A 13,117-nucleotide genomic window follows, 5' to 3' on the forward strand; every position below is an offset into this window, starting at 1 on the left:
AGACTTTTGATCCTATTGACAATTTAATTTTAAATGCTTCTTTTATCACCTAAAATCTATAAACTTTCTAAAATAAATATGCTAAAAGAAGTACCGAAAACATTCAGAATAATTTTCTTCAACAAAAAAGGGCTTTCCATTTAATTGGAAAGCCCTTTTATTTTGAATGCTTCTTTTAGCTCCTGTTTTTCAAAGATTAGGAATTTAAGAAAATAAAGTTGTGGTAAAATTCATTCAGTTTAATGTTGCTGTCTATGTTTAGCTTGTCAGCTAAAGTCGTAAAAGTATAAATTCCAATTCGAAAACAGTTAACTTTAAATTGTAAAAACAAACCACAATTATTTAACTTTGCGCTTCAGGTTAACATGTAAAGGACTGCCTTTATAATCAATATCCAATGAAATAGAATCAGTGAACACTGTGCCTTTGTGCGGCAAATCCAAGCCATTTAAATTAACGGTAAAAGTGATTTCTTTGTCGGTAACTTTACCATTTTCAATCATTCCTTTACCATAAACGCTCTCGAAAGTACCGGTAAGCCTCGTGCCATCAGCTTTAAATGTATAATCTAATTGCGAAGTATTGCCATCTGGGCTGTTTAAAACGCCTGTCCAATTGCCAGTCAGATCCACAATAGTAGATAAGGCAACACCAATGCCACCAATAAGCAAAAGGGCCACAATAATTGTTTTTTTCATTTTCATTTGATTTAGTTGTAAAAGTGATAAAAATACAAAGTTAAATTGATCATTATACCGGTAAGACTGTCAACAAGCATATTAGGTTACGGTTTGAAATAAACAATCATATCAGAAAAACCAAAACATTGTGGCTTTAAATCTAAACAAAAAAGGAGGTTTCCAATTCAACGGAAACCCCTTTTGTTTTGAATGCTTCTTTTACCAGCTATTTTTCATTATTAAGAATTTAAGAAAACAAAGTTGTGATCAAATTCATCCAATTTAATGTTGCTGTCTTTGTTGATTTTGCCGGATAAAATCTGTTTGGAAAGTTCGTTCAAAACCTTTTTCTGGATCACCCTTTTTAACGGCCTTGCTCCAAACTGCGGGTCGTAACCCAACTGGCCAAGCCAATCCAAAGCAGCATCTGATGCTTCGATGTTGATGCCCATATCTTGCAAAGTATTCTTTAATTGATTAAATTGCAACTTAACAATTGAACCAATTTCATTTCGGCTCAACGGCGTAAACATAATAATTTCGTCAATCCGGTTTAAAAACTCCGGCCGGATCGTACGGCGCAACAACTCGAACAGTTCATTTTTGGTTTTGGCAACAACTTCATCGTGGTTTTCATCGTTTAGATCGCTAAAATTTTCCTGGATAACGTTTGCGCCAATATTGGATGTCATGATGATGATCGTGTTTTTAAAATTGACCACGCGGCCTTTATTGTCTGTCAGCCTGCCATCGTCCAAAACCTGCAATAAAATATTGAACACGTCCGGATGCGCTTTTTCAATCTCGTCCAGCAAAACCACGCTGTAAGGTTTGCGGCGCACGGCTTCCGTCAATTGCCCGCCTTCATCATAACCAACATATCCCGGCGGCGCGCCGATCAACCTCGAAACCGCATGTCGTTCCTGATATTCGCTCATATCAATCCGCACCAAAGCGGCTTCGTCGTTAAACAGATATTCGGCCAAAGCTTTGGCCAATTCAGTTTTCCCAACGCCCGTTGTCCCCAAGAAAATAAAAGAACCAATCGGTTTTCGCGGGTCCTGCAAACCGGCGCGGCTACGGCGGATGGCATCAGAAATCGCTTCAATTGCTTCCTCCTGACCTGCAACGCGTTTATGTAGTTCGTCTTCCAGGTTCAGCAATTTTTCACGCTCGCTCTGGATCATTTTAGAAACCGGAATGCCCGTCCAACGCGCCACAACACCTGCAATATCGTCGGCGGTAACTTCCTCTTTCAACATCCGGCCGTCGCCTTGTTCATCTTCGATTTGTTTTTTCAAAAGATCAACTTCGGCTTCGGTTTCCTTGATTTTGCCGTAACGCAACTCGGCAACTTTGCCATAATCACCCGCACGTTCGGCTTGTTCGGCTTCTAATTTATAGTTTTCGATCTGCTCGATCTTGTTGTTCACATTATCCACCAAATCCTTTTCGCCCTGCCATTTTGCACGCACAGAATCGCGTTCGTTAGAAAGATTGGCAATTTCTTCGCTCAATTCTTTCACGCGTTTTTCATCATTTTCCCGTTTGATGGCTTCGCGCTCAATTTCTAATTGCATGATGCGCCGTTCCAGTTCATCCACAACTTCAGGCACAGAATCCATTTCCAAACGCAATTTAGAAGCGGCCTCGTCCATCAAATCAATGGCTTTATCCGGCAAAAAACGATCAGAAATATAACGTTGCGACATTTCTACCGAAGCAATAATTGCCTCGTCTTTGATCCGCACTTTGTGGTGCGTTTCATATTTTTCTTTTATTCCGCGGAGAATGGAAATCGCGTCCGCCGTGTCCGGTTCATCTACATTTACCTTTTGGAAACGGCGTTCCAACGCTTTATCCTTTTCAAAATATTTCTGGTATTCGTTCAAAGTTGTTGCACCGATTGCACGCAATTCGCCGCGTGCCAAAGCAGGTTTTAAAATATTTGCAGCGTCCATCGCACCTTCGCCGCCGCCCGCACCAACCAGCGTATGGATTTCATCGATAAACATAATGATTTCGCCGTCTGCCTGCGTTACTTCTTTTATCACTGCTTTTAAGCGTTCTTCAAACTCGCCTTTGTATTTGGCACCTGCGATCAGCGCGCCCATATCCAATGAAAAAACAGTTTTGGTTTTTAAATTTTCCGGCACGTCGCCTTTGATAATCCGGAAGGCAATCCCTTCTGCAATGGCAGTTTTGCCAACGCCGGGTTCGCCGACTAAAATCGGGTTATTTTTTGTCCTGCGGGACAATATCTGGATCACACGGCGGATTTCCTCGTCGCGGCCAATTACCGGGTCTAATTTTCCGGATTCTGCATATTCGTTCAGGTTCCGGGCGTATTTGTTCAGCGAATTATATGTCGCTTCCGCGTTTTGATCGGTTACTTTACTGTTTCCGCGCAGCTCTAAAATTGCTTTTTTAAGGTCTTTTTCTGTCGCGCCAAAATCTTTGAGTAAACCGGCAGTTTTGTCTTTTCCTGCTAAAATAGCCAGTAAAAGATGCTCTACGGACACAAACTCGTCCTTAAATTCTTTCACATAAGATAATGCTTTTTGTAAAACTGAATTTGCGTCCGACGAAAGATAAACGTTACTGCCGCTTACTTTAGGGTACGAAGCAATCTGTTCATCCAAAGAAGTATTTAGTCGGCTGATATTTACGTTGAGTTTTTTGAGCAGATAGTTAACAACGTTTTCATCCACCAGCAACATCCCTTTGAGCAAATGTGCATTTTCAATTGCCTGCTGCTGGTTACCGGAAGTGATCTCAGAAGCTTTCTGAATCGCTTCCTGGGCTTTTATCGTATAGTTGTTTAAGTTCATTACTGATGATTGGCAAATCCGTTACCAAAATTGTTTTATGTTGAAAAATGGAAAATTTGTCGGTTGATTTTAGATTGATAAGACAAAAAGTCAGTCTTGATCTTGGCCGATGCTTCTTTTATCGCACAAAATCTGTTGCTTATTTCAGGCAGGTTTTAAGTTGAAGTTGGATTTTTGACCGATGCTTCTTTTATCACCTAAAGATCATTCCGGCAATTTGTCCCGATAAAAATTCTGACTGAAATTAATCAGAAAAAGCTCTTTGGAAGCGCGTGTACAGGCCGTATAAAACCATCGCAAAAAATCAGTGTTCAGCATTTCATCCGTTAAATAACCCTGATCTACAAAAACCGCGTCCCACTGTCCGCCCTGCGCTTTGTGGCAGGTAACGGCGTAAGCAAATTTGATCTGTAAAGCATTGAAATAAGGGTTGGCTTTGAGCTCTTCCATTTTTTTTTGCCTGCTGGCGATGTGTTCGTAATCTTTCATCACTTCCTCAAAAAAACGCTGACTATCTGCCTGCGATAAACTTGACGTTTCGGTGTAAAGCGTGTTCAGCATCACCGTGCAGTCCAGCGTTAAACCATCTGCATAATCTGTAAATTCGATCTGCACGTCCGCAAACTGAAAACCATACATTTCGCGGATATTGCGCACGCGTTTGATCTGGCCAATATCGCCGTTTGCAATAAAATCCGTACTCGCCCCTTCCTGATCTTTCATCCAGAAATAATTGTTGCGCACCACCATCACAAAATCGCCGCCGGTAAGTTCTTCTTCGCGGTACAAAATCCGGGCGCGTACCTGCTGGTTGTAAGTGTTGGCGTTTTTGTTGGAGCGGCAAATCAGCAGCGTGTTTTCCATGCCATATTTTTGGTAAGCATAGTTCAAACCTTCTTCCAGCCGTTCGCCGGTCATGCGGTAAATGTCTTTAAAACCTTTGGTGATTACCTGCGGATATTCGGCTTCCTCCTGCCTGATCAGGTTCCGCATGGCCGTAACGTTTTCTAAAATACCCGAATTTTTTTCCTGCCGCATCACTTCCGTCAGCTCAAAACTGAAAATCCGTAACCGGAACAAATCATTTAAAATCTTGGGTTCCAAGGCAATGCTTTGTTCCGAACCAACCGGCGGCAACTGTGCCGTATCACCAATCAAAAGCAGTTTGCAATTACGGCCGTTGTACACATATTCAATCAAATCGTGCAGTAAGCTATTGTTGCGGCCGCCGCTTTCGCCCGAAATCATGGAAGCTTCATCCACAATAAAAAGCGTGTCTTCGTGCAGGTTATCTGAAGCAGAAAAATTCATGTCAGGCGTAACGGCACTCTTTTTACGGTATATTTTTTTGTGGATGGTCAGTGCTTTGCGGCCGGAATAGTTGCTCATCACTTTAGCGGCGCGGCCGGTTGGCGCCATCAAAAACGACTGGAAGTTATAGTTTTTCAGCAGCTTGACCAGCGCGGCCAGCACGGTTGTTTTCCCGGTTCCGGCGTAACCTTTTAAAATGAAACAGGCATCTTCATCAGTGCTGATCAAAAACCGGTGCAGCAAACCAAACAGTTCCATTTGCTGCAAAGTTGGCGTATGCGGGAAAGCTTTGCGGATGAGTTCTTCGTTCATGTGCCGCAAAATTCACGATAAAAACGCTAAATCCTATTTCACAAAATTTTTTACTTTTGTTTACCGATGCACTTTGTCCCGATAAACTTTTCCGGTCCCGGATTTAATCCTGCTTACACGGCTGATTTTGAGTTGGTTATTTTATTAAATACAACAACTTTTAGTTATGCCGTCCGTCATCCGGCCACGCATCGTCTGGTCCGGCTAAGCACAGGCCATTTGCACAACCAGCTTTTTGACCAGCAGCAAAACGCGCTGTTTGCGGCTTCCAACTATGAAAATGTTATTATTGCTTCGGACACCAATAGTTTTTGTTTAATCCCGGATGCTGTTTTTACCCCTGAAAATTTGGCGGATTTTGCCGTTTTTTTATCGGTAAAAGAAGCAGATTTGATTTTAACGGATCAAATTGAAAATGGCAAAAATATAGTCATTCTCACTTTGCCAGAAAATTTGGTTGAGCAGGTTCAATTAAAATATCCATCGGCAAAAATCCAGTTCGCCCCAAAAAGCTGGATAAAAACGGTTCTTGAGGAGAAGGTTCCGGGCCAAAATTTATACTTGTTTTTAGAGGAAAAGAGCATCAAAATCCTGTTTGCGGATCAGGAAAGCATCCGTTTTTATAACCAGTTTGCGATCAGTACAACCGATGAATTGGTTTATTTTACAGCTTTGGTTGCAGATCAGCTCAACCTAAAACCGGAAGAAACCAGTTTGCTGATTTGTGGAAACGTTGCAGATCAATCCCGGGAAATGCTTCGTTTACAGGAGTTTTTTAAGGAAGTGAAATTATTTGGCAAAAATGATTTCGACCAAAAAAACGAATTACATTATCATCAGGTCATACAATTTTTAGGTTTAAACTGATGCGGATTATCGGAGGACGATTAAAAGGCTTGCGCATCAACCCGCCAAATAATTTGCCGGTGCGGCCCACAACCGATCTGGCCAAAGAAGCTTTGTTCAACATCTTGAACAATCTGCTGGATTTTGAAGGTTTAAAAGTGCTGGATTTATTCAGCGGAACGGGCAACATTTCACTGGAATTTGCCTCGCGGCAAGCCGAAAAAGTGGTGGCGGTAGATCGGGCGGCACAATGTATTTTCTACTTGAAAGAGATGGCCACAAAACATAAACTGCCTGAAATCACTACTTTTAAGGCCGATGTTTTTAAGTTTCTGGAGATGGAAACCGAGCAGTACGATTTGATTTTTGCTGATCCGCCATATGATCTGGACAAAATCCCGCAGCTGCCAAATGCTGTTTTTACCCATGATTTATTGGTGGCCGGCGGTTTGCTGATCGTGGAACACCCATCTTACCAAAACCTGAACAATCAGTCTAATTTTTCTGAAAAACGTGTTTACGGGAATACGGCCTTTTCGTTTTTTAAAAACCCTGCTTTAAAATCAATAGAAAAGTAATGCCCAAAACCGGAGGATTTAATACTTTTACTGTATGAAAATCGCTCTTTTTCCAGGTTCTTTTGATCCGGTTACCAAAGCACATGTTGATATTTTAATACGATCTATCAGTTTATTTGATAAAATTTATATCGGTATTGGCTTAAACAGCACCAAAAAACCATTTATCAGCCCGGAAAAACGTGAGCAAATGTTAAAAGCGGTTTTTGCAGATGAACCAAAGATTGAAGTAGTTGTGTATGAAGGTTTAACGGTAGGTTTTTGCAAACAAATCGGCGCAAATTATATGATCCGCGGCATCCGTACCGTTTCGGATTTTGAATATGAAAAAGCGATTGCCCAGATGAACCATGCGCTGGAACCCGAAATAGAAAGCATTTTTATTGTTAGCAAGCCAGGTTATTCGTCCATCAGTTCTACCATTGTACGCGAAATTATTAAATACAACGGTGATGTAAGTCAGTTTATCCCGAAAGAAGCATTGGCGTTTCTTTAAAAAACTTCTGTTTTATCGGCAAGTAAACCCATATTATCCAAAACATCAATGATGGAAGGATAAGTGTTTTGTGTTAAAATAGCCAGTTTTTCTTTGGTAAACCAGCGGGCTTTGGTGATGCCTTCTTCTTTCTGCGGCTTTAATTTATCCTGTCCTTCGGCTTTCATGCGGTACCAGTGTGTTTTTTTTAAGGCCAGTTCCTGGTTGCGCATTAGGTAAACATGGAAAGTTTTACAAATTTTTTTGCCGGCTTTTTTTACTTTAATGCCGCATTCTTCCTCCACTTCGCGTATGGCTGCTTTGCGTGTTTTTTCGCCTTCTTCAATTTTCCCTTTTGGCAAGTCCCAAACGCCATTCCTAAAAATCACCAGGCATTCCTTGCGTTCGTTGCGCACCAAACCGCCGGCAGCTTCAATCAGTTTAATGCTTTTAGAGAGTTTTTTTAAGGTTGATTTTGCGTTTTTGCACAGAAACAAAAATTGTGTACGGGCTGAGTTTTTGATCAGGTTATAAATCAGTTTCAAGTCAGCATCTTCCAGGCTGATATCCTGATAATCAGTTAGTTCTTCTGGCAAATTTTCAGCGACAATCAGTTGCTTTTCGTCAAAATAAATACTGTAAACACTGTTTTGCATATTCTACGGGATGATATTTTTAAGCCGGGTCCGGTTTTTATTTCCTGCAAATCTTTCACTGATTTTTAGGTGATAAAAGAAGCATTCCATTTCAAAACCAATCACTAAATAACGGAATTATCTTTATCGTTAAAAAAAATCTTGAAACAATAAAAAAGGTTTGCCATGCCGGAGATTTCCGACAAAAACAAACCCTCAATACGGCAAATAATATTGCTGATTTACATCAGCATTGGCAAGGCACTAAAAATGGTGCTGTAGTTTTCGATAGCAATTTCCAACTCCATTTTTACTTTAAAAGTATCACGGTGCCCGGCTTCGGCAGTGCTAAGCAGGTTGTTTTTTTCTTCAATGTCCAGGCTTAACTTTTTTAATAAATTCTGAATTTCCATTTTTAAAAACACTTTTGGTTATGCCTTGTACGCGGTGGCGTTTATCAAGGTTCGTTTTTTTTATTTTTAAGGATAGTGCCTGTTTATATTTTATTGATTTATTTATGATGCTTCTTTTACCGAATAAAAATTGGTAAAACCTAATTTGCTTTTTCAAGCAGGCGCACACAGGCAACCAAATTTATCGTGCTAAAAGAAGCATCAGGGTTTTTCAGAAAAAATTTTAAACAAGCCGACAAACAATTGGATGTTATTTATACATACTATTTCTGCAAAACCGGGTAAAGAATTTTATCTTTGCCGGGCTGTAAACAACAATTCAGGCCTTTTAAAAAAACAGTGGCCCGTTAAATAGTTATGATTATATCTTCCATTCGGAAACCGGCTTTGTCCATTGCCATAAATATTGATCAATTTAAACCTGCCATTACCCGATTTTAAGTTAAAATTATGTTTGATAAACTGGAAGTTGAGCAGCAGGTTGCCGAATTTTTATTGCAGATCAAAGCCATTAAATTAGAACCAGATAAACCTTTTACCTGGGCTTCGGGCTGGAAATCACCCATTTATTGTGACAACCGGTTAACGCTGTCGCACCCTGCCATCCGTACTTATATCCGCCAGCAACTGGTGGCATTGGTTCAGGAAGAATTTGGGGCGGTAAGTTGTATCGCCGGTGTGGCAACCGCCGGGATTCCGCAAGGTGTTTTAGTGGCGCAGGAATTAGGTATGCCGTTTTTATACGTCCGCTCTAAGCCAAAAGAGCACGGAACAGGCAATTTAGTGGAAGGCGAATTGCACCGCGGCCAGCGGATTGTAGTTGTGGAAGACTTAATTTCTACCGGTAAAAGCAGCATCCAGGCAGTAGAAGCTTTGCGTGCGGCCGGTGGGGACGTTGCCGGTATGGCAGCTATTTTTACGTACGGATTTGATGCGGCAACAGAAAATTTTAAAAATGCCCGCTGTCGTTTTGCCACGCTTTCTAATTATGCGGCACTGCTGAAATATGCTGCAGGACATCAATATATCAACGAAAACCAGTGGGAAGTTTTGCAGCAATGGCGCGCAAACCCGGCAGTTTGGGGCAAATAATTGTTTTTTTTATGACTGTTATCGAAAGTAAAGTTTTGATTGATGCACCAGAAGCGTCTGTATATAATTTTTTGGACGATCTAAACAATCACCAGCAACTGATGCCGGAAAACATTATCGGCTGGACATCAACCCGGGATGAAGCGCGTTTCCAAATCCAAAATATGGCAAAACTGGTTTTAAAAGTCAGCAGCCGGAACCCAGACGAAATCCTGATCAATGCCATTGAAAATCCGCCTTTTCCGCTTGAATTAAAATGGGCGTTAAAAGAAGCATCGGCACAAACTGAAGTTATGTTTACCATTTCTGCAGATATGAACATGATGATGAAAATGCTGGCCAAAACACCGCTGCAAAAACTGGCCGACCATGAAACGGCACGTTTAAAAGAACTGGTAAATTAGCTTGTAAAAGCAGTGTCAGTTTTGCTGCAGCAGTCTTCTGAAAGATTTGTAATTACGTATCTTGGTTGATAATCACAAACAAAATTTATGTTAATCAATCCGAAAATGTATAATCTGATCGTTGCCTCATTATTTTTTGCCGCGTGCGGACAGGCATCTTCCAATAATTTAACTTCTGCTGAAGGGCCAGGAAAAGATGCCGTACGAAAAATATCCGTTACGGCACCAAAAGGCAAAGCCGTTGCCGCTTTTGCAGAAGGCTGTTTCTGGTGTTCTGAAGAAATTTTTGAAGATGTGGCAGGCGTGGATTCTGTGATTTCCGGTTATTCCGGCGGCCACACACAAAATCCGACTTACGAAAAAGTAAGTACCGGCACAACCGGTTATGCAGAATCAGTGCTGGTTTATTATGATCCGAAAAAAGTTTCTTACCCGGAATTGTTAAAAGTTTTTTACGCTTCGCATGATGCAACAACTGTAAACGGACAAGGGCCGGATATGGGCACACAATATCGTTCGGTTATTTTTTATGCCAATCCAACTGAAAAATCATTGGCAGAAACAGCTAAAACCAATGCCTTAAAATCAGGTATGTTCCAGCGTGCCATCGTTACAGAAATATCACCGCTGAAAGATTTTTACCGTGCCGAAGAATATCACCAAAATTATGCAAAACACAATGGCGATAATCCGTATATCCAAAATGTATCGGAACAACGTTTTGAGAAATTTAAAAAAACTTACAAAGGCAAGCTGAAACAATAAAATTAATTTCGATACTGTTTTTATGCCGATAAAAACAGTATCGAAAACTATTATAGCAAAACATAATTTCAGCATCAGCAGTTAACAAAGCAAACGCAAACCTGATGCTTACTGCTCATCCCATACAAAAAATTGTAATTTTCCGCGCCTTACAATTAGGCGATTTGTTGTGCTCGATACCTGCTTTCCGGGCATTGCGCACCACTTATCCGGAAGCAAAAATCACGTTAGTTGGTTTACCCTGGGCAGAAAGCTTGTTGACCCGCTTTCCGGATTATTTTGATGCTTTTATTGCTTTTCCGGGTTATCCGGGTTTGCCCGAACAGGAAATCGACCCGCAGAAAACAACTGCTTTTTTACAGCAGGTGCAGGTTGAGAAATTTGACCTAGCTTTACAAATGCAAGGCAACGGCTCCATTGTAAACCCTTTGGCAGAACTATTTGGGGCTTTTTATACAGCCGGTTTTTATCTTGAAGAAGATTATCGCCCCAACCCATTATTTTTGAAATATCCTGAAGGTATTCCGGAAATTGAACGCCATTTGTTACTGATGAACCACTTAGGAATCCCTTCTGTGGGTACAGAACTGGAGTTTCCGATCAATAGTTTTGATCGTGATGCATTTGATCAGTTAAACCTGCAAATCATCCCGCAAAAATATATTTGCATCCATCCCGGCTCGCGGAGTTTGGCAAGGCAATGGCCGCCTGTTTATTTTGCACAACTGGCCGATTATTGTCAGGAACAAGGCTTTGATGTCATCATTACCGGCACAAAAGACGAAGCACATTTGGCAGCAGAAGTGATGCAGCACATGAAACACGAAGGATATAACATGGTTGGGAAAACTACTTTGGGCGCAGTTGCTGTTTTGATTAAAGATGCTTTTGCGCTGATCTCTAACTGTACAGGAGTATCACACATTGCCGCGGCTTTCGGCACGCCGAGTGTGGTAATCAGTTTACACGGAGAGCCGGAACGCTGGTCGCCTTTAAATCAAACCAAACACCGCACAATTGATTGGACTAAAACACCAAAATTTGAACTGGTAATGGCGCAGTTAACAGAGGTTATCGTATAATTTCCAAAACTATTTTTTTAAAAAATATCATCCTGTTCAGATGTATTTGAAAAAAACCGGATGCTTCTTTTAGCACTATAAATTAAGCGGCTTGTATTAATAGTGCTAAAAATTTAGTTTTTACCAAATTTTAGGTGGTAAAAGAAGCATTCTGAAAAACAATAAAACATAAACAGGCTATTAAAAAATCCAATAAAAAAGGTTGCTTCATTTTTTGGAGCAACCTTTTGTGGTTTTAATCAAACCTTCCAAAATACATCTAAATTATCTTTTTGGTGAGGTTGAAGGCGTTGTACTAGTGCCGGTTCCGGTTGTACCGTTGGTCTGCATACCAGCTGTACCTTTTCCTGACTTGCGGTCAGACATGTGATTTCTGTGCATTCTACCGGTACTTTTCATTTTACCGTTTTCCATTTTGCCACTTTTCATTTTGCCGTTTTCCATCGTACCTTTATCATGCATCGTTCCTTTACTACGCATCGTGCCATGATCTTGCATTGTTTCAGTTTCTGTGTTGGTGCCCATTTTGCCGTTTGTGGCAGTACCCGTTCTCATTGTACCATTATGGGTGGTTCCGGTATGGGTTCCAACTGTACCGTTTGTTCCGGTTTGGGTGGTTTGAGCTGATGCGTTTTGCACTCCCCAAGCGAATAAACCAACCAGCATTGCTAAACTTATCTTTTTCATAATATTATTGTTTTGTTACTGTTAGAACTACTGCTATCTGCTTTTAGTTTTGATTATTTTTGAAGATTATACTTTGCAACTAAAATTTTACACCTCGCAAAAAATCTTCAATGTTCATCCGTTTTTTGCCTTCCAGCTGTGCTTCTTTTATCGATATAAAACCATCATTGCAGGCAAATTTTAAATATGTTTTTTGATCGGTGACAAATTTCCCGGCCTCTGTTTCAGGATCGATCAATTCTTTTTCTGCCCGGAAAACTTTAAAAACTTTATCGTTCAAAAACGTGAAAGCAGTTGGGTGCGGGCTCATTCCGCGGATAAAATCATAAACCTGCGCGGTTGGCTGCTGCCAGTTGATCAGACAATCATTTTTAAAAATTTTTGGTGCCGGTTTCAGTCGGGTGTTTTGATTTTGGCCGATCAATTCCTGCTGCGGAACTTCTTTGTATTGATTTTCAGAAACCAGTTCAACCGTTTTTAGCAACAGTGCAGCACCAATTGTCATCAACTTGTCGTGCACATCACCGGCCGTATCTGTTTCCAAAATGCTTGTTTTATCGGTCAAAATCACGTCGCCTGTGTCAATTTCCTGCTTCAAAAAGAACGTGGTAACACCGGTTTCTTTTTCACCATTGATAACAGACCAATTAATCGGGGCCGCACCACGATATTGCGGCAGCAGCGAAGCGTGCAGGTTTATTGTGCCTTTTGGCGGCATATTCCAAACCACTTCCGGCAACATCCTGAAAGCTACAACCAGTTGTAAATCAGCCTGTAGCCCTTTCAATTCAGTAATAAAACCCTCATTTTTTAATTTTTCGGGTTGAAGGACTTTGATACTGTTTTTAACGGCATATTTTTTAACTGCGGATTCTGAAAGCTGCTGGCCTCGGCCGGAAGGTTTGTCTGGAGCGGTAACTACGGCAACCACGTTCATTCCGGCTTTAACCAGGGCATCCAGCGAAGCTACGGCAAACTCCGGCGTGCCCATAAAAACTATTTTCAT

The 13,117-nt window shown here is 41.0% G+C and carries 14 protein-coding genes; 7 read left to right on the forward strand and 7 right to left on the reverse strand.

Annotated elements, in window-relative coordinates; all coding sequences use genetic code 11:
* Positions 1 to 338: 338 nt before the first annotated feature.
* From ACOFKR_RS06375 to ACOFKR_RS06385, 3 genes are all read right to left on the reverse strand, one after another.
* Positions 339 to 698 carry a hypothetical protein gene (locus ACOFKR_RS06375; protein WP_419803185.1) on the reverse strand — a complete coding sequence of 120 codons (360 nt, stop codon included), beginning with the start codon at positions 696 to 698 and terminating at the stop codon, positions 339 to 341.
* 221 nt (positions 699 to 919) lie between these two features.
* Positions 920 to 3,511 carry an ATP-dependent chaperone ClpB gene (clpB, locus tag ACOFKR_RS06380; protein WP_419803186.1) on the reverse strand — a complete coding sequence of 864 codons (2,592 nt, stop codon included), beginning with the start codon at positions 3,509 to 3,511 and terminating at the stop codon, positions 920 to 922.
* 204 nt (positions 3,512 to 3,715) lie between these two features.
* Positions 3,716 to 5,134, reverse strand: coding sequence for an ATP-dependent DNA helicase (locus ACOFKR_RS06385; protein ID WP_419803187.1), 1,419 nt, complete (start codon positions 5,132 to 5,134; stop codon positions 3,716 to 3,718).
* A gap of 66 nt (positions 5,135 to 5,200) precedes the next feature.
* Between ACOFKR_RS06385 and ACOFKR_RS06390 the strand changes: the two genes are divergently transcribed.
* The 3 genes from ACOFKR_RS06390 to coaD are packed head-to-tail and all read left to right on the forward strand — an operon-like array spanning position 5,201 to position 7,054.
* Positions 5,201 to 6,001, forward strand: a complete 801-nt coding sequence (locus ACOFKR_RS06390) for a DUF3822 family protein (protein ID WP_419803188.1) — start codon at positions 5,201 to 5,203, stop codon at positions 5,999 to 6,001.
* Positions 6,001 to 6,558 (forward strand): 16S rRNA (guanine(966)-N(2))-methyltransferase RsmD, encoded by a 558-nt coding sequence (rsmD, locus tag ACOFKR_RS06395; protein ID WP_419803189.1) that lies wholly within the window; start codon positions 6,001 to 6,003, stop codon positions 6,556 to 6,558. Before ACOFKR_RS06390 ends, rsmD begins: the two co-directional genes overlap by 1 nt.
* Positions 6,559 to 6,592: 34 nt before the next feature.
* Positions 6,593 to 7,054, forward strand: a complete 462-nt coding sequence (gene coaD, locus ACOFKR_RS06400) for a pantetheine-phosphate adenylyltransferase (protein WP_419803190.1) — start codon at positions 6,593 to 6,595, stop codon at positions 7,052 to 7,054.
* Here coaD and ACOFKR_RS06405 read toward each other — a convergent pair.
* Together ACOFKR_RS06405 and ACOFKR_RS06410 are read right to left on the reverse strand one after the other, a co-directional pair.
* Positions 7,051 to 7,689 carry an NUDIX hydrolase gene (locus ACOFKR_RS06405; protein ID WP_419803191.1) on the reverse strand — a complete coding sequence of 213 codons (639 nt, stop codon included), beginning with the start codon at positions 7,687 to 7,689 and terminating at the stop codon, positions 7,051 to 7,053. The two genes, coaD and ACOFKR_RS06405, sit on opposite strands and share 4 nt — an antisense overlap.
* Before the next feature lie 221 nt (positions 7,690 to 7,910).
* Complete coding sequence (locus ACOFKR_RS06410; protein WP_419803192.1) at positions 7,911 to 8,081, reverse strand: hypothetical protein; 171 nt, start codon at positions 8,079 to 8,081, stop codon at positions 7,911 to 7,913.
* A 450-nt stretch (positions 8,082 to 8,531) separates the two neighbouring features.
* Between ACOFKR_RS06410 and pyrE the strand changes: the two genes are divergently transcribed.
* From pyrE to ACOFKR_RS06430, 4 genes are all read left to right on the forward strand, one after another.
* Complete coding sequence (gene pyrE / locus ACOFKR_RS06415; RefSeq protein WP_419803193.1) at positions 8,532 to 9,173, forward strand: orotate phosphoribosyltransferase; 642 nt, start codon at positions 8,532 to 8,534, stop codon at positions 9,171 to 9,173.
* 11 nt (positions 9,174 to 9,184) lie between these two features.
* Entirely contained in the window at positions 9,185 to 9,577 is a 393-nt protein-coding gene (locus ACOFKR_RS06420; RefSeq protein ID WP_419803194.1) for an SRPBCC family protein, read from the forward strand.
* Positions 9,578 to 9,664: 87 nt separating this feature from the next.
* A complete protein-coding gene (gene msrA, locus ACOFKR_RS06425; RefSeq protein ID WP_419803195.1) occupies positions 9,665 to 10,342 on the forward strand; it encodes a peptide-methionine (S)-S-oxide reductase MsrA in 678 nt (225 codons plus the stop codon).
* Positions 10,343 to 10,446: 104 nt separating this feature from the next.
* On the forward strand, positions 10,447 to 11,424 hold the full coding sequence (locus tag ACOFKR_RS06430; protein ID WP_419803196.1) for a glycosyltransferase family 9 protein: 978 nt from the start codon (positions 10,447 to 10,449) through the stop codon (positions 11,422 to 11,424).
* 264 nt (positions 11,425 to 11,688) lie between these two features.
* On the opposite strand, the gene ACOFKR_RS06435 is transcribed toward ACOFKR_RS06430, so the two are convergent.
* Both ACOFKR_RS06435 and fmt read right to left on the reverse strand, forming a co-directional pair.
* Positions 11,689 to 12,111 (reverse strand): hypothetical protein, encoded by a 423-nt coding sequence (locus ACOFKR_RS06435; RefSeq protein WP_419803197.1) that lies wholly within the window; start codon positions 12,109 to 12,111, stop codon positions 11,689 to 11,691.
* Between the two features lie 79 nt (positions 12,112 to 12,190).
* A complete protein-coding gene (gene fmt, locus ACOFKR_RS06440; protein ID WP_419803198.1) occupies positions 12,191 to 13,117 on the reverse strand; it encodes a methionyl-tRNA formyltransferase in 927 nt (308 codons plus the stop codon).

Source organism: Mucilaginibacter sp., assembly GCF_965201005.1.
GTDB lineage: Bacteria > Bacteroidota > Bacteroidia > Sphingobacteriales > Sphingobacteriaceae > Mucilaginibacter_A.